Genomic DNA, 18,520 nt, shown 5'->3' with positions numbered 1-18,520 from the left:
CTATTAAATTTAAATAAATATATAATAAATTCTTATAATCATAAAAGTAAAGATAAAACAGCTCCGTTATATATTTCTCATACTGCCAATTTTGTATATAAATTATTATTTGATCACGCAAATGCAAATTATGATAGTTATTTTTTAAAATATAAAAATAATGTTTTGGACTATGATCAAATTTTTATACCAAATTCAGATTCAAATCGTCAATTTAAATGAATGTATGATTTAATGCTTGATAACATCAAAAATCATTATATTCAATTAAAAACTCCTAATATTGTTAATACTAGCGAATATTTGCTTAATCGTTTCATGTTTTTTATTACTTCTTCACGTTCATTTCAAGATATTAATAGGTTTTTAAATGAAAACAATAAAAATGATGTTTCTTATTTGAATGCCCCTATTACAAATAATTCATCTCAAAAAGATAAAGGTAGCTTTTTATTACAAGGACTTAATTTAATTGGGATTAAAAAGTTTAATAAAAGCGATAAAGTTGCCAAAAATTTTGTTCATTGATTATTACATTCCAATGAACAATGAAAAGATGAAAACACTACTTTGAATATGATTCCGGCTGAATATTTAGACTATAAATTGGGTTATGTTTATCCAAGCGATAAATATTATCGTTTTATTGCGGATAAGGCAAACTCTAATCCAACGATTCTTAATTTATTTAACTTATTAAATGATAAAAACATAACACCTTTTCAAGAGCCAGTCGATAGTAAAAGTGATTTATTTAGAACAATTTTACAAAATTTATTAAACGACAATTTGTATTACTCTTTAGCATTAAAAGGCGAGAATCAAAATGTATCATTTGATGACTTTTTGATTAGGATTAAAGATGTATTTGAATAATATTTTCTAATTAAGTGCTCCATTGCACTTTTTTTATCTACTCTTAATTTCTAATATTACAATATATTTTGTATTATATATGCCAATAAAATGTAATAAAAAATGTATAAATAGTTTAAAAATTTTGTACTTAAATAAAAAAAGATAATTTTTTTTCACATTTTAATTCAAAATTTTGTAAAATGTTAGGCATAAAAAGGAAAATGAAACATGAATCAGAACAGATTAAGTCAACAAAACTGAACAATGTTTGCACCAGCGATTATGGCTGGCTTTTTCGCTATTGAAATTATTAACTTCATTAAGAAGGACATTATTTGCGCAATGTACAATATTTGCTATATTAATGACTTTAAAGGAGCTAATAATGACGTCAAATCATTCAACAAATAATAATATTTTTTTAAATCATAATCTTTTAGACAAAATAAAAAATATGGCTTTTAGAGGTTCATAGTCTTAAAAAGCGAAACAAATTTTTATTTAAGACTAAATTTATAGAATAAAAGCCAATTTCCTTTCATAAAAAAGTTAATATTTCATAAATAAATATAAAAAATAAAGAAAAAAACAGAAAAAAAACACAAATTAAGCTCGAAAATGCTTATATAAAAGCAAAATATATCAAAATAATTTATAATTATTTTTGTATATTTTTACCAACTTCAATTAATAAAATAAATATACAGTTAACTTTAAGGAGTTAAAATGACAAAAAAATTTAAATTATTATTGATGTCTGCAGGTTCAGCAGTAGCGCTTGGCGCACCTGTCCTGTTTGCAGCATCATGTACAAAAGTTGTACCTGCATACGAAAAAGGCGAATTCGTTACAGAGTATAACGCCGCATATCAACCAAGTGCATTTACTTATGATGGTTCTCGTTCATATGGTCAAATGCAAGAAGGTATTTTTACATACTTGACATCAGGAGAATTGTTTAGAACAAAAGCAGTTTCTCAAGCAATTAACTCAACAGTTTCTGTTTCAAAAGGTGGTTCTACCGTTGAAGCAAAAACAGTTACTACAAAACCAACAGTTGCTAAATACGTTTTAGGTTTAGCAAAAGCTGTTGTTATAACTGACGCAAGTGGTCAAACTACAGTATTTGATTCTGATGATGCAGAAGATAAAATCGCAGATCCAGACCAAGAATTAACAGATGCAAGCGGTCAAAAAGTTAAATATTACAGTAACTCTAATTACTATTTAACTTCAAATAATAAAAAATCAATTAACAGTTTGGCATTTACTACAGCCCTAAAATCGGCCAAAAAATTGCAAATAGTATTGAAAAAAGGTATTAAGTGAACTGACAATGAAGGTAATAAAACTCAATATGAAGTTGTTCCAAAAGACTTCTTCTATTCATGAATTCGTACAGTTACAATGAACCAAGACCAAAGATGAGAACTTGGTGGTTCAAAATCATTAGATGAGCTATTCCAAACAGTTATTTCAACATTAAGTAATATTGTTTTCTCAGAAAATGAAAGATATTCTAATGAATATCTATATAAAGTTTTCGGTATTGATTCATCTAAATTTTATAAAGAAAATGAGTTTATCACTAATGTGGCAGATACTGTACAAGGATATGCTAATGAACAAGCAATTACTTTTACCGGTTCAGAACATGGCGATGCTAAATTCGACGAATTCTTAAAAACCACATTATTAGTGGGAGATTTAACTCTATTGCCTGCTCCTTCACAATTTATTGATGCTATGAATGAAAAACAAACCCAACCTTTATATCAAGACAATGGAGAAGTATTAGATTTAAATCAAGCTTCTAGATTCCGTGCAAAATTAAACTCACTTGATAAAGAATCACTAGTTTATAAAGCCGGAGTTTACTGATATGGTGCGTCGATTAAAAATACATTATTTAGTGGGGCTTATTATCCACAAGGACGTAAGGGTATTTCTGATTCATATTTAAAAAATCCAAATTATTGAGATACAGAATGAGTCAATGCTAAAAATACAATTAACAAAATTACTGAACTTTACCAACAAAAACCTGTTGATGCTAAAGAATTTAGCAATACATTATTCAATAAATATAGCCAAGGTTTAGTATCACAATTGAATTATTCTTTATTATCAGAAGGTCAACAAAAAACTGTCAGTGAAAATGCTGCAAATTATGGATATAGATTATTCAAGAGATTAAATAAAGATAATCCTTACTACTTTTTCGTTCAAACCCCATTCGTTAATAATCAATTAACAGAATTTGGTTATAATGATAACTATGCTAAATTAGTTTACGGAAGTTCAATTGAAGATTTAAAAGCTGATAAACAAAAAAGAGACAATTACATAAGCGGCTTAGGATTAAGTTTTAGATCTATTTTAAATACAGCAATTAACTGAAATACTTTAATTTCTGAAGCCTCAAATGGTCAAGCTGCTGCGTGAGTTGCTAAAGTTGCTGACGGTTCACAAGTTGGTGGAAGTGACCAAGCAACCTCACCAATCAAAACTCCAGGTAACGTAGCTGATGTAATTAACTCACTTTCAGCAATCGATAAAGATGGAAATAAGATTGATTTCGGAGAAGCACTTGGCAAAGAAATTAGTCCATCTGAAAACGATGCATATAATAGTGATAAGTCAACTACAACTGACAAATTAAAATCTGCAGGTTGAACAATTCTACAAACAAAAATGCAAGAATTGTTAGATGCATTTTATGCTGCTAACCCAGGTTCAAAAGAAGCTGACAATGGTGAAATAAGATTTAGTTATTTCTATCCATACAACAACCCTTCAGATAAATCGATTGCAGTATGAAAAAAACTTGAAGAAGTATTCCAAGCATTAAACCCTAAATTAAAATTAGATATTAAATATTTCACCAACACCACAGTTCCAGAAGATAAGAAAAAATTCGACGCTTGAAGAATGAATGGTGTTAATGGTTATAAAGTTATTGCATGATCATATGACTATAACTCAATTGGTTCAGGTTATGATGGACTTTCATGAAGTGGTTCATTAATTCCAATGTTAGTAAATATTTCTAGATTGGAAGAAAGCAGTAAATTTGCGCAAGCCTTCCCATCAATTTATTCATTAGCTAAAGACTTAATTAAATATGAAAAAACACATGAATTTGTTTCATCAATTCCTTTCAATGAATTAGACAAAGCATCAGGATATTACTACACTATAGGTATAACTAGAGTATTCAGCAGAAAAGTTGAAAAAGATGAAGAAACAGGAACTTATAAATTAGTTAGAGTATCAAAAGATGGTGAAAAGGTAACAGTTCCTTTTGTTCCTGAAGAAGGAAAACAATTAACAGATCCATGAGAATGATCATCAATCTTCTGATTGAACTATGTAGGTTCAAAAACTAATGAAGAATTAAAAACTTTAATGCAAGAATTAAGTTCATTCTTAGATGTTAACTTTGTAACCGGAATCGGAAAACAAAAAGAAGAATTTATTAAACAATTGATTAATAAGAACTACGTAACACCTAGATTATCAGGTTGAGCTGCTACTCCATACCAAGACTGATCAATTGAAAAAAAATAAAAAATGTTTAAATATATACGTCAAAGAATAGCGTTTGCTATTCTTACATTATTTATTATCTCATTTTTCGTTTATTTACTTGTGGCTACATTTGGCCCAAATCCATTAGAACCAATGGCTGAAGAAATTGCTAAGAAAAATAAAAACGGTGCTAGCGTTGCTGATGTTTTAGCATCTTTAGAATCAAAACACGGTTTTCGTTATATCTTGGCAGATGGCAGCATTGGCCCTAAAGTTCCATCAATAGTTAGATATTTTAGATACATAGGTAATATTTTCACTAAAGGAGATTTTGGATTCCTATTTAATCCACAAAACAATCCTGCCCCTAGTGAATATAAAAACATGTGACAATTATTCTTTGTGCCTTTAAAATACACATTAATAATTACTGTACCAACATTTTTCCTAAGTTCTATTATTGGAATTACTGTTGGAGTTATTGCGGGTTATAAGAGAGGAAAATTGTTTGATTCATTGTCAAACTTATTCGTGTTATTTTTTATAGCAGTTCCATCATTTATAATCGCACCTATAGCAATTACTATTTCAGTGAAATTAGGAATTCTTTCAATAGTTCCAAAACCTAGTGATGGGCAACCAACAGGTGTCGTAATATTGGCTTATTTACCACCAATTATTGTTATGACTTTAGGTCAATTATCGGCTTATGTAACATACACAAGAAACCAAGTTATTACAGTCTTAACTTCAAACTATGTTTTAATTGCTAAAACTAAAGGTTTGAGCTCAACACAAATTTTCTTTAAATATGTTTTAAGAAATATATCTATACCTTTATTTAACCTAATTTTTGGTTCATTTATCGGCTTGCTATCAGGTTCAATTATTATTGAACGTTACTGACAAGTACAAGGAACATCACAAATTATAGTTAATGCCTTCCCTACTGGGGAAATAAATGTCGTTATGTTCTCAACACTATTCTTCACATTTGTTTCTTTATTAGCGGGTATTATTGTTGATATTTCATACACCATATTAGATCCAAAAATTACTTATGCTGCAAAAAGCAAGAAAAATTACTGATTATTCTTTAAAGCTTATTTAGAAAGAAAGAGATTAGAAAAAGACTTATTTAAATCACAAAATGTAAATGAAAATAAAACAGCAAATCAAAGGAGGTTATAATGGCGCAAGTTAGTGAAGCTGATGTTAAATCATTTAACAAACAGTACAAAATTAATGACGAATTAGCGCAAAAGTTTTCTTTTATAACTGATAAAGAAAAACAAAGAACTTCTTCGATAGCTGGTAAACCCAAAAAAATGGGTATTGAAATAATAAAAAGATTTTTTAAAAACCCAGTAGTAGTAATTTCATTAGCAGTATTCATTTTACTATTATTAATGTCGATCCTTATTCCTAACAGATCGTTCACATCATACACCCCTAACAGACAAATTTACGACAGTTCATTTGCAAATAGTCTACCGCCATATTCAAATCCATTTGTAACAGTTCCGATCGATACAAATAGCGAGGTATGAAAAAAATTAAATTACATCACTTCCAAAATGAATGAAAATGAAGACTATAAAAATTTAATGCTTTATGCATTTAATCCTAAAGTCGATTTTGATTATTCATTTATTCCAGGAACAAACTTAATTAGAATTAAATACAATACATATGCATTGATATATGCAGATTTATTGAATACATACATCGTCGAAAATACTGTTACAACAACTGCAAACGGAACAACATCAGCTACAATTAATTTAACTACACAACAAGTTATTGAATTTGTAAGCAAATGAAGAAATTACTTTAAAAATGTTTTAGTTGGTACTTCATCAACAGGATATGACATTTGAGTAACCGTTTGATATTCAACATGAAGAGCAATTAAGATTGCCTTAATAGTTGTTGCATTACAAGGAATTATTGGCATTAGCATCGGAGCTTATTTAGGTTTCAATGCTGGAAAATTAGTGGATACTATTTTCATGCGTGCCATTGAAATATTTTTAGCACCACCAACATTAATTTGGATTTTATTATTTGTATCAGTATTAGGTGCAAATGAAAGTGCTTTAATCTTAGCGCTAACAATTGTAGGATGACCAGGATTTGTTGGCTTAACAAGAATGTTTGTTATTACTGTTAAAAACGAAGAATATATCACTGCTGCTAAAGCTATTGGTGCTTCTGCAAGTAGACAAATATTCGTTCATGCGCTTCCAGCTATTATTGGTAAGATTGCAACCTCTTTAGTTAAATCGGTTCCAGGAACAATTTTATGAATAGCTTCATTAGCCTTTTTAGGGTTCTTTAAAGAACAAAATGATACTAACTTAGGACAAATCCTAATTCAAGCTTCATCTGAAACCGGTTCTAACCCATGAATCTTATTGCTTCCAGCATTAATTCTTCTATTATTATCACTATCATTGAATTTCATTGCTTTAGGTATTCATGACGCTCTTGATCCAAAAGTTATGAGTAAAGGAAAGAGAAAATAATTATGAAAAAAACTAACAAAAAAGAAGAAACTAATAACATCGTTGAAAATTCAGATTTGAAAAAATCAACATCAGCGGTTTTAAAAAGAGAAGCAAAGAGAAGAAAAGTTTTAAACTCGGTTAGAGTTGAAAAATTACCTAATGAAAAAATCTTAGAAGTAAGAAATTTACACGTAAGTTTTCCACAAGGACGCAAGAAGAGTATTCATATTGTTAGAGGTGTCGACATAGATGTTAATAAAGGTGAAATTATTGGTTTAGTTGGTGAATCAGGTTCTGGTAAATCAGTAACTTCAAAAACATTAATTAATGTTAATGAAAACGGGATTATTACTGCTGATAAAATCCAACTTGGTGAATACGAATTAACCAACATTAAAAAACAAAAATATTGAGAATTTATTCGTGGTCAAAAAATCGGATATATTCCTCAAGATCCTTTAACATCATTAAATCCAACAAGAACAATTGGTAAACAGTTATTAGATGCCTTAAATAATAACGCTGAATGAGCATCTAGAACTTATACTGATAAAAAACAATATTTAATTGGTTTATTAAAAACATTTGGTTTGAGAGGTGCCGAAAAAATATTTAATGCGTACCCTCACACACTTTCGGGTGGTATGAAACAAAGAATTGTTATTACCATGGTAGTTGCATTAAAGCCAGATTTAATTATTGCTGACGAGCCTACTACTGCACTTGACCCGACTGTTCAAGCTAGTGTTTTGGCGTTATTTGAAGATATTAGACAAAAAATGGGTATTTCAATTATTTTGATTAGTCACAACATTTCTGTTATTGCAAAATTCTGCGATTATATTTATGTTATGTATGCTGGTAGAATTGTTGAAAGAGGTCTTAAAAAAGAAATTTTTACAGAACCTGCACACCCATATACCTGAGCTCTAATTTCTGCAATCCCTGAAAGTAAAGATGAAAAATTATACAACATTAAAGGTACCCCGCCTGACATGGCTAACTTGCCAATCGGTGATCCATTTGCTTCACGTAATGATTATGCACTTGAAATTGATTTCCTAAAAGAACCACCACTAATCCCAATTACCAAAACCCATGCGGCTGCGACTTGATTATTAAGCCCTGAGGCCCCTAAAGTTGAACTATCAAAAGATTTATTAAAACGTTTAGAACTATTTAAGAAGGCATTTAACAATGAGTAGAGAAGAAATTAAAGATAAAAAAGTAATTTTAAGTATTGATAATTTAAAGAAATACTTCGTTAACCAAGGTCTTATAAATAAGGCGGTAGATGGTGTTTCTTTTGATGTTCATGAAGGTGAAATTGTTGGTTTAATTGGTGAATCAGGTTCGGGAAAAACTACTGTTGGTAGAACTTTATTAAGATTGTATGATGACTTCAATGGGTTTGTTAAATTTGAAGATAAAATTATTTCTGGTAAAAGAATTTCAAATCGTTTAGGAAAATATTTAAGAAAAAATGTTCAAATGATTTTTCAGGATCCGCACGCATCATTAAATGGACAACAAAACATTTATTCTATTTTAAAAGAACCTCTATTAGTTAACGGAATAATGAAAAATAAAATTCAAGATATTTTCAAAGATTGATTAGAAGTAAAAAGTTCATTTAAATACACTTTTCAAATTCAAGCTATGCAACTTGAGTTACAAAACTATCGTGAAATCAATAGATTGGCAAAACCTTTGTTTGCAACTTGAATGAAAAAATTTGAAAATTTAGCTTTTGACCCTAATATTTCAAAAGAAGACAACTTTGCCTTATTTTATGGATATTTAGAAGAAAAACAACATGTCGAAAGTTTAATTATTAATAATATGTATTCAAATGCAAGTAAACTAATTGAATTTTATTATGAAGCCCAAAATAAGTTTAGAAATGATATTTTATCCGAACCAGAATTAGAATATAAAAACGCAAAAACTAAACTTGCAAAACTAGAAAAATTAAGTAAGATGTCATATGCCGCTTATGAAGCGCATAAAGAATTAATCAAGCAAGAAAAAAATTTAAAGACTTTAAAATCAAATTATCGTGATTTAAGAAAAGAAACAACAAATACTTTTAATAACTATATTTTTGAAAGTAAAAACGAAAACTCATTAATCAATATTTCTAGATTGATGTCAACTGATTTAGATTACTATCTATATTCATTAAAAAATGAAAAACTAATGTTGACAAGAAAACAATTAATCGCCAAAATTAAACGTAGTTCTCCGTTTTTAGGATATAAATCTGTTAAGGTTTTAATTGGTGAAATTGATGAATACATTAAAAAATTCTATAATGAGCATTTGGCTAATATATCATATGGACACAAAAACGCTAAAGTTATCACAAATGTTATAAAAGAAAACTTTAATTTTAAATATGATAAATTTGTTGCCGAGTCAGAATCAAATGATAAAAAATGACGTGAAGATATTCAACAAGTCCAAGAAAAAATTAATTCATTAAAATTAATAATTTCACGTAAAGATGCCCCTGAAATTTCAAGTGAGCAGTTGGATCAAGCTAAAGCTGAGTTGGCTTCTGCTAAAGACAAATACTTAAAAGGTAGAGCTAAGTTTTTAGTTTCATATAAACAAAAAATTGCTGATTTATATGAACAAACTAAAGAGGCAAAGGAAGTATATTTAAATTTAGTTGAACAACAAACTATTTGCAATAATAAATATGAACAATATAAAGCGGCATTTTATGAATATTTAAGTAATTGCTGCGATGAGCAAATTTTGAATCTTAAAACAAAACTTGCAGAATTATCAAGCAAAGTAAAAGAATTAAAAGATGATAAGTCAAATGATAATTCAAGAGAAATTGAAAAATTATCAAAACAAATTCATAAAAAAACAGAAGAAATCAAGAAAGTTGAAGATAGTCTAAAATTAAATAAAAAAATGTATCAGTCAGATTTATCTTTAAAAGAAGATACATTAAAATCTTTCACTATTGAAAGAAAATACCTAGAAAGAGACATTGAAAATATTTATATCTTATTAGGTATTGACCACAAATGAGTTGAAAATAACTTAAAAGCTGGCGAGGAAGCTGAAAATACTGATGCAAGACATATTAAATGACAAGACCGTAAGAAATACTTTGACTACGCTATTTCGTTTCCAGTAGCCAAATACTTGATTTCGGAACTTTTATACAAGATGATTATTTATAAAGCTCTTGAAGACGTTGGACTATTAAAACAATTCGCATATCGTTATCCTCATGAATTTAGTGGTGGTCAATTGCAACGGATTGTTATTGCGCGTGCTTTAATCACTGAACCTAAAGTTATCGTAGCTGATGAACCTATTGCTTCACTTGACATTTCTATTCAAGCTCAAGTGGTTAACTTATTAAAAGAATTGTGTATTAAGAAAAACATCGGTTTAATCTTTATCGCCCATGACTTGTCGATGATTGAATATGTTGCTGATAATGTCCAAATTATGCACTTGGGTAAAATTGTTGAAAATGGTAAAACCGAAGCAATTTATGCTAAACCAATTCACCCATACACAATCAACTTATTTAAGGCAATTCCTAAAATTTCTAACGCAAACGAAAAATTCCAAAACGTATCTTTTGCACTTGATTATTTAGATGAGCAACAATTCCCTAACGTACCCGAAACATTTGAAGTTGGTAAAGATCATTACGTTTACGGAACTAAAAAACAAGTTGATGAATGAGTTAAAGAAATCAAAAACGAAAAATAATATTAATAAATATCGGTCATGTTTGGCCGATATTTTTATTTATAAATAAATAAAATAAAGACACGCATTTTCTAAATATTTTAAAAATAATATAAAATTATTAAGTAAAGGAAAATAATGTCAAAACCACAGTTTGCAGAATCAAAAGCTAGAGCATATTGAAGAAACGGTTGAAATGTAGCAACAATCGTATATTTTGTTTTATCAATTATTTTAGCAATTGCTTTAATAATGGCAATCCGTTTTGGCTGAAAAGGCGAAAAACAAAAAGATTGACAAACATCAATCTCTATTATAGGCGCCGGGCTTGTAACAATTAATTTATTGATTGTATTGGTGCGTAAAGGGCTTGGGAAAAATATATATCGCTTTTTCAGCGGGATTCATCGTTCTAGAGTAATCAATTCGCGGGCAAAAGAACACTATCGCAGCGGAATGTCGCAATTTGAAAAAGACAAAATTTTGAATCGCGTAAGACGTGATTATGATATTGAAGAAAACAAAAAAGCAAAAGAAAAAAAATATCGTGAAATTAATAATTTATCATTCTTTTTATTAATTGGTATTGGTGTTTTAATGATTATTGCTTTAATACCTGTTTTCGTATTAAAACTAAAATTTTAAGGGATAGAAATGAAATATTTAATTGGGAATTTAAAAATGAATTTAACATGCTTAGAAAGTATGGAATATATTAAAAAATTGCAAAATGCAATTGCGGCTAAAAAATATCAAAATGTAAAATTTGGAGCAGCATTTTCACACGATGCCATTTCGTTAAGTTATACTAATTTAGACCGTAATTTCTTATTTGGAGCACAAAATATTTTCCATGAAGAAAAAGGTGCTTATACGGGAGAAATTTCAATCCGTTCAGCAATTGAATTAGGACTTGATTTCATCTTAATAGGGCACTCAGAAAGAAGAAAATTATTCAACGAAACAGATGAATTAATTAATGCTAAAATCAAGAAAATTGAAAAAACTAAAATATTTCCAATTTTATGTGTTGGCGAAAATCAAGAAGAATTTGAAAATAATAAAATGGAAGAAGTTTTAACTAGACAAATTCAGTCAGCTTTAAAAGATATTGATATTTTAGGCCGTTTAATTATTTCATATGAGCCTGTTTACTGTATTGGTAATGGAATTATTCCTAAACACGAACACGTTCAACACGCAGTTGATTTAATTCGTAAATTAACAAATAATAAAGTTCCTGTTTTATATGGCGGATCAGTGTGCGATAAAAATATTGATACACTTTTAGAAGTTAAAAATGTTGATGGATTTTTAGTTGGTGGTGCTGCATTGGATCCTGAAAAATTTGTTGAAATGGGTGAACATTTAGAAAGAAAAAAATAATATGGATATTAAAAAAAGAAATATTCTTTTAACAGTGGGATTATTAGTCGTAGGTGGCGGTGCTATTGCTGGTACCACATTTGCTATTCAAAAATCAGCTAATAAAAAAAATGAACGTGGTAGCGTTCAAAATGATATTAAATCTCAAGTGTTGTCAACTATTAGTTTGATTGATCAAGCCCAACCTTCGTTTCGATACGCTACAATTAAAACTGAGTTTTTGACTAACCTTTCTGATTATTCGATTAGTTACAAAAATGGATCGGTTTATTTTTATAAAACTAATCAATCAATTAGTGAGCTTGAAGCTATAAATAAAATTTTGGCTAAAGAAAGAGTGACCATCAATGAAGCAATCACATCACTAAAGTTGCAATATGAAGAATACACTCTGAAAATTGCTAATATAAGAAGTGAAATTCAAACATTAATTGATTCATTGAATAAGCAAACCGAGGCTCAAAAAATTAATAAATTGCAAAATGCCTTAGCAGTAAACAATATTAACAAAACCGATTTAATCGACCAATATATTACTGTTTATAATACACTTAAAACAATATATGATGAAGAAAAAAAATAGTTGTCTTAGCTGACAACTTTTTTATTTTTTAATAAAGAAATTACGTCCAATTTCTAAGTCATTTTCATTAATTGAATTTTCTCTTTCGTTATTTATATAGCGAATAGTATGCAAAAATTCAATGTAGATTTCTTGGTATTTTGACGGCACAATTTGCAGGTCAAATAAATATAACATATTATTTTGTGCATTGTCTTCTTCATCAGTTTTTTTAATTAAATTAATCAATGTTATACCATGATATTCAAAGCCATCGATAACGGCATTAACAATATATATTCCGCTTCGTAAACGATTTAAATTTTCGGGATAAGCATATTCAAAATGATCCATGTTGGTTATGAATGCATAGTTTTGTAACAACAATTCATTCATACCGTTAATGTTTCCTTCGGCAATTAATTCGTTTATTAGAGTAGAGGAAATTTTACGCTTATTAACTTTTCTTTCATCTGCAATTGAAACATTAAAATGTTTTTTAAGTTTATCAATTGTTCCCATGCGATTAAAACCATATCTAAAATCAGGTCCGCAAACTACATCTGTCACATGATTATCTATAAGAGCCTTGATGAACATATGATAGTCCATATTCATAATCTCTTCATTTAAATCAATAACAAAAGCATAGTCAAAACCTAATTCGGCCAAAGTATATAATCTTGCCTTAGGTTGGAGCGCTTTTTTATTTTGAACTTTTCCATTTTTAACAGGACTTTGGAAAATCATAATTGCCATTTTCTTTTCGGAGTGCATTGCTTTTAAAGATTTGGCAATTTTGAATAATTCATAATGGCCAAGATGCAAGGTTTCAAATGAGCCAACACACAAAATTAATTCATCTTGGATTGGTAATTTATTAATAAAGTTTCAACTGTAAATTTTCATATATTAATTTTACTAAAAAATGCGTTTAATATGTTGCAGTTAATTGCATATGAGAGGTAGCGATTGTTGATCAAGAATGTAGCTTAGATTTAAAAAATTATGTATAAATATTATCCTTAATATAAGCAATTTTTCTATTTAAAAAAGCTATGTAAAAAGCTTATTAATTAATTACAATATTTTTTTAAAAAATAGTGTAAAATAGTAAAAGCAATGGCACAGCATAATAATATTTTGTAAATCGTTTTTATTTTGCTTATAAATTTGAGAGTAAGCAAGCTGTTAGACCGAAATCATTAGAATAAAAACGCTACATTAGAATTATTAACAAGTCCTTGCAATTAGAAAGGATATCAATTATGTCAAGATTTACAGGATCTATGTTTAAAAGAAGTAGAAGATACGGAACTTCACTTCTAGAAAACGGAAAAGAATTCGCAAAAGGTAAAAAACGTACCACAGCTCCAGGACAACACGGAGCTAAAAGAGCTAAACCATCTGACTACCAATTACATATGTATGAAAAACAAAAAGTTAGATACATGTATGGTTTAAATGAACGTCAATTCAAAACCTTATTCGTTGCAGCTTCTAAAAAAGCTGGTGTTACTGGGGTTAATTTATTACAAATGGTTGAATCAAGATTAGATAACTTAGTTTACAGAGCTGGATGAGCACGTACAAGAGCACAAGCTAGACAAATGGTAAACCATGGTCACTTCACAGTTGATGGACACAAAGCAAACATTCCTTCAATGATGATTAAAGTTGGTTCAGTAATCGAAATGAAACCATCTCTACAATCAAATGCTGAAGTTAAATCAGCAATGGAAGTTATGACTGTTGCTCCATGATTAACCAAAGAAAACTTTAAAGTAACATTTACAAGAATGCCAGAAAGAAACGAATTCGCAAAAGAAATCAACGAAGCTTTAATCGTTGAATACTACAACCGTTTAGTATAATTTGCACTAAACAAAACAACACGCCTTGGCGTGTTTTTATTATTCCTTTTAAAATAAAAAGCCAGTAATTTAACTGACTTTGTTAATTAATCTCATTGATTTTTTGTTCTATGATATAAGTGGCTTTTTCAATATTGATAACAACTTGTGATTGTAAAAACGTTCTAATATTTTTTTTATTATTTAAATAATTACTATTGGCGATGTTTATATTTTCTAAATAGTATTCCATTAACGTATTTAAATTATCTTGTTCTTGAGAATTGTTATGATTTTCGTATTGATTTTTTAATTCGTCTTTAGCTTTTTTTGGATCACAATATATATAATATGGCAATACTGATAATTGTTTTGTTTGTTCATCTTGCTGCGATAGCATCAAAAAGAAACTGAAGTTTGATAATTCATTATCATTTTCAAGTAATTTATGTAATCTTCTAAGCAATTCTAATTTAACATTTGAGCCAAGATAATTTTTTTCATCATCATTATAATTTCAGTCGCTTAATGGCTTAAAATAACATGTGTCATATGTTTTATTAGGCGTCATATAATATTCGCCCAATTCGATATAATAATCTTTAAACAAACTTATATCTTCTTGTGTTGGATTTTCAGTTAAAGATAAAGCTTCAATCTCATTATCATGTTTTACTTTTGATTTCTTGATATAAATTGTATATTCAAGATTACGCATTAAAGGTTCGAGTTCATAATCATTGTGAGTAGGTAATGGTAATAGTAATTTAGAACAAATCATTATTGTTATCTCCTTATATAAAAAAACCACAAGACACGACACTTCTCGATATGGCTGCTATATCTCTATCCTGACCAGGTTACAAGGTTGTCATTCTCATGGCTCTTATATTATATAAAATAAATGCTATGAAATTATTATTTTTATTAATTATTAAAAATAAATAATAACTTTTATCTTAAATTTCGCTCATATAGTCAATTTTTTTATTTGATTATTCTCATTTATTCATATCTTGATATTTATATACTATAATTTTTTTTAGACGCATTATAAAAAATGCAGTTTGGAGAAAAAAATATGTCAGAAGAAAAAATTTATTTATTTAGTTATGGAACAATTCAAGATGAATTATTTTATAAAAATATTTTTCATGAAGGTACTAAAAAAGTGTCAGCTACACTAAATGGCTATGCCAAATGCGTTGATGAAACAATGTATTTTTTACTAAAAAAAGATATGGCTTCACAAGTAAGCGGTAGTGTTTTTGAGATTACTCGGGATGAATTATTTGCAGTAGACCGCTGAGAAATGTTTCCTCAATATCAAAGATTTCAAGTTAATGTTTTATTAAACGAAACAAACGAAATTTTGGAAAATGTATGAGTATACACGAAATTAGAAGTTGGTAAATACTACTTAGCAACACCGGATATGGGCTTTAGTAAAAATCCTAGTGAAAACGAAAATAATATCAATGCATTTATTGAGATTGAAAATCGAACAAAAGATTTTGCATTAGCAGATAATATTTTACTATATGAAATAAACGAGGAAGAATTTAAAGCAGTTAATGAATTAACCCATCCCTATTTTGCTTTAATAATTGACGATAAAGTTAATAAATTATTCAGTTTAGAATCATGTGCTTTGTTTGCAATCGAAGAAGGTAATAAAAAATATGCAGCGTTAACTTCATTTGGCCAAAAGACCAATTTAAACAGCATTTTCTATTATCGAATATTCAATGATTTAATTCCTGAATCAAAACCAGAAATTACAATTAAACCATTATATAAAGATCTTCAAAATAGTTTCTTACACACAAGAAAACCAGATTATTTCTTAAATCACATTGAAGATAAAAACCTTAAAGTAAGTGAAGTTGGATATTATGAAAACAAAGCATTTCGCTTAAGCACCCCAAATTTCAATATCTTACCTTTTAGAAGATTTGATGAAACTTTAAAAGCGTTTTTTGATACTAAAAATAAATAAAATTTAATTACATATGATTGATAAAAGTTTAATTCAAGATGTGCCATCAAGTCCGGGTGTGTATTTATGAAAAGACGCCGAAGGACATGTTATTTATGTCGGCAAAGCTAAAAATTTAAAAGCTCGTATGAGTCAATATTTTGATAAAAAAATGATGAACTCATATAAGACACCAAAGATGCTAGAAAAAATAGCATCTTTTTCAACGATCGTTTTATCAAGTGAACGAGAAGCTTTTATTCAAGAACGCAAACTCATTGATTATTATCGCCCATTTTATAATGTTTTGTTTCCGACTCAAGCAACATTTCCGTATATTCGCGTTAAATTATTAGCTGATTCAAAATTAGTGATTGACATTAAAAATAATTATCATAAAGAAAAAAATGCCATATATTATGGACCACTGCCTAATAATAAAAACTTCAAGCCACTATTGCGTTATTTGAATCATCTATTACTTTCAGAAGATGGTTTGATTATTAAAAATCATAGCCCCGAATTTGCAAAAGCTAAGTTTGAAGAAGCAAAAGAGATTATGAAATTTGGCTTAAGATTTAAAAAAGAACTTGATAAAAAAATCGATGAAGCGATTGAAAATAATATGTTTGAGGCGGCCAAATTTTATAATGATATTTTAGATTTATTGAACTACAATGAGCAAGAGCAAAAGATTTTCATTAAATCACGTAAATCAATTGATGTCTTTGGCTTTTTTGAAGCCGAAGGCATAATGCTTGTTCATGTGATGTCATATCGCGAAGGAACATTGCTTAATCAACAAGATTTTACCCTTGAAATTAAAATATCAATTAAGGATTTTATCAACGAGTTTTTAAATGAATTTTATGCCAATAATTCAGATGTCGATGAAATTTTAATTGATCAAAAATATCAAGATATATTAGAAGATGATAATGATTTTAATATTACATTTCCAAGCGAACAATCAAGCTTAGAAAGCTTAGTTCAATTAGCAAATGAAAATGCTAAAAATAATATCAAAGCTAAATTGGATGAATTTAATAGCGTTAATAAACGTACTTTGTTTGCGCAACAAAAATTAAGCTCATATTTGCACTGTCCATCTGATCGCATTGTTATGTTTGATAACTCATTTTTAAAAGGAACCCAAGAAGTAATTGGCGGAGCCGCTTATTTCAAAGAAGGAGTTCCATTTAAGAAATTTTATCGTTTTTATAATTTGGATAAAAATCAGCTTCGTAACGCCGATGTCGAATATATGCGTCAAACATCATTAAATTACTTAAAAGATTTGGGTAAAGAAATTGATGTTATTATAGCCGATGGCGGAATGGCGCAAATGCATGAAATTCAATATTCAATGAAACAACTAAATTTAAATATTCCGATATTTGGTCTAATAAAAAATGAAAAACATGAAACAGATTGTTTAATTGATATAAATGGCAATATTATTAATATTACTGAGCGCGATGTTTTTGATTTATTGGCTCGTATGCAATATGAAGTGGACCGCTTTGTTAAAAATATGTATAACCGTAAACAAAATAAAACTATGCTAAACAATCCGCTGCTTAATATTCCTGGGATTGGTCCAAAAACCGTTGAAAAATTACTCGCACATTTTGGTTCATATGCCAAAATAAAAGAAGCTAGCGAACAAGAATTACAAAAAGTTACTTCTGCAAAAATTGCAAAAATAATATTCGAGAATAATAATTAAAAACCCGTTCTGTATAGATCGGGTTTTATAAAAAAAGAACCGCCTTAGGCGGTATTTACCGCATAAAGTCTTGTTTTAGTACATACTATTCTTAAACAAGATGAATAGATATTTTCGCACAATATTAATCATAAAGGATATACAATGTTCAATAATAATAAAATGTCGTATATTTATAAATTAGAACTTGCAAAATTTTAGTTTATAAATAAAATGTTGAATTAAAGCTCATGATAATTAATAATTTAACTAAGTTGCATTGTTAATAAAAAAGTCAGCCAATAACTAAATATATATTAGAAAATTGACCAAAACTAAAATTTATAAGAATATCTTAACCTATGAAAATAAAACAATTTATGTTTTAGTTTAAGCGGAACATATTTA

The 18,520-nt window shown here is 28.4% G+C and carries 15 protein-coding genes and 1 other RNA gene; 13 read left to right on the top strand and 3 right to left on the bottom strand.

Going from position 1 to position 18,520, the window contains the following annotated elements; genetic code table 4:
• The 10 genes from FJR74_RS08220 to FJR74_RS02870 form a co-directional block, all read left to right on the top strand.
• Positions 1–876, top strand: an 876-nt coding sequence (locus tag FJR74_RS08220) for a hypothetical protein (protein ID WP_140915041.1), incomplete at its 5' end; no start/stop codon positions are given.
• A gap of 210 nt (positions 877–1,086) precedes the next feature.
• A complete protein-coding gene (locus FJR74_RS08215; RefSeq protein WP_140915040.1) occupies positions 1,087–1,269 on the top strand; it encodes a hypothetical protein in 183 nt (60 codons plus the stop codon).
• Between the two features lie 315 nt (positions 1,270–1,584).
• Positions 1,585–4,428 carry an OppA family ABC transporter substrate-binding lipoprotein gene (locus FJR74_RS08210; RefSeq protein WP_140915039.1) on the top strand — a complete coding sequence of 948 codons (2,844 nt, stop codon included), beginning with the start codon at positions 1,585–1,587 and terminating at the stop codon, positions 4,426–4,428.
• Between the two features lie 3 nt (positions 4,429–4,431).
• Positions 4,432–5,580, top strand: a complete 1,149-nt coding sequence (locus FJR74_RS08205) for an ABC transporter permease (protein WP_140915038.1) — start codon at positions 4,432–4,434, stop codon at positions 5,578–5,580.
• Positions 5,580–6,917: an ABC transporter permease gene (locus tag FJR74_RS08200; RefSeq protein ID WP_140915037.1), complete on the top strand. Its 1,338-nt coding sequence runs from the start codon at positions 5,580–5,582 to the stop codon at positions 6,915–6,917. Before FJR74_RS08205 ends, FJR74_RS08200 begins: the two co-directional genes overlap by 1 nt.
• Positions 6,918–6,919: 2 nt before the next feature.
• On the top strand, positions 6,920–8,104 hold the full coding sequence (locus FJR74_RS08195; RefSeq protein WP_140915036.1) for an ABC transporter ATP-binding protein: 1,185 nt from the start codon (positions 6,920–6,922) through the stop codon (positions 8,102–8,104).
• Positions 8,097–10,646 carry an ATP-binding cassette domain-containing protein gene (locus FJR74_RS08190; RefSeq protein ID WP_140915035.1) on the top strand — a complete coding sequence of 850 codons (2,550 nt, stop codon included), beginning with the start codon at positions 8,097–8,099 and terminating at the stop codon, positions 10,644–10,646. The genes FJR74_RS08195 and FJR74_RS08190 overlap by 8 nt, the downstream gene beginning before the upstream one ends.
• A 117-nt stretch (positions 10,647–10,763) precedes the next feature.
• Positions 10,764–11,270: a hypothetical protein gene (locus FJR74_RS08185; protein ID WP_140915034.1), complete on the top strand. Its 507-nt coding sequence runs from the start codon at positions 10,764–10,766 to the stop codon at positions 11,268–11,270.
• 9 nt (positions 11,271–11,279) lie between these two features.
• Positions 11,280–12,011, top strand: coding sequence for a triose-phosphate isomerase (locus FJR74_RS02875; RefSeq protein WP_140915033.1), 732 nt, complete (start codon positions 11,280–11,282; stop codon positions 12,009–12,011).
• Position 12,012: 1 nt separating this feature from the next.
• Entirely contained in the window at positions 12,013–12,594 is a 582-nt protein-coding gene (locus tag FJR74_RS02870) for a hypothetical protein (protein ID WP_140915032.1), read from the top strand.
• A gap of 21 nt (positions 12,595–12,615) precedes the next feature.
• Here the strand turns inward: FJR74_RS02870 and FJR74_RS02865 are convergent, their stop codons facing one another.
• Positions 12,616–13,482 carry an FAD synthase gene (locus FJR74_RS02865; RefSeq protein ID WP_140915031.1) on the bottom strand — a complete coding sequence of 289 codons (867 nt, stop codon included), beginning with the start codon at positions 13,480–13,482 and terminating at the stop codon, positions 12,616–12,618.
• A gap of 359 nt (positions 13,483–13,841) precedes the next feature.
• On the opposite strand from FJR74_RS02865, the gene rpsD reads away from it, so the two are divergent.
• On the top strand, positions 13,842–14,447 hold the full coding sequence (rpsD, locus tag FJR74_RS02860) for a 30S ribosomal protein S4 (RefSeq protein WP_140915030.1): 606 nt from the start codon (positions 13,842–13,844) through the stop codon (positions 14,445–14,447).
• A gap of 82 nt (positions 14,448–14,529) precedes the next feature.
• On the opposite strand, the gene FJR74_RS08180 is transcribed toward rpsD, so the two are convergent.
• Both FJR74_RS08180 and ffs read right to left on the bottom strand, forming a co-directional pair.
• Positions 14,530–15,207 (bottom strand): hypothetical protein, encoded by a 678-nt coding sequence (locus FJR74_RS08180; RefSeq protein WP_140915029.1) that lies wholly within the window; start codon positions 15,205–15,207, stop codon positions 14,530–14,532.
• A 13-nt stretch (positions 15,208–15,220) separates the two neighbouring features.
• An RNA gene (gene ffs / locus FJR74_RS02850) (signal recognition particle sRNA small type) lies at positions 15,221–15,317 on the bottom strand.
• A 190-nt stretch (positions 15,318–15,507) separates the two neighbouring features.
• Here ffs and FJR74_RS08175 point away from each other — a divergent pair.
• Together FJR74_RS08175 and FJR74_RS02840 are read left to right on the top strand one after the other, a co-directional pair.
• The gene (locus FJR74_RS08175; protein ID WP_140915028.1) at positions 15,508–16,425 is read left to right on the top strand and encodes a gamma-glutamylcyclotransferase; all 918 of its coding nucleotides are present in this window, start codon (positions 15,508–15,510) and stop codon (positions 16,423–16,425) included.
• Between the two features lie 13 nt (positions 16,426–16,438).
• The gene (locus FJR74_RS02840) at positions 16,439–18,133 is read left to right on the top strand and encodes a GIY-YIG nuclease family protein (protein WP_140915027.1); all 1,695 of its coding nucleotides are present in this window, start codon (positions 16,439–16,441) and stop codon (positions 18,131–18,133) included.
• Positions 18,134–18,520 lie beyond the last annotated feature (387 nt).

This window comes from Metamycoplasma neophronis, from assembly GCF_006491995.1.
In the GTDB taxonomy this organism is placed as follows: domain Bacteria; phylum Bacillota_I; class Bacilli_A; order Mycoplasmatales; family Metamycoplasmataceae; genus Metamycoplasma; species Metamycoplasma neophronis.
Note: the sequence above shows the minus strand (reverse complement) of the source record. Positions and strands in the feature narration are given on the sequence as shown.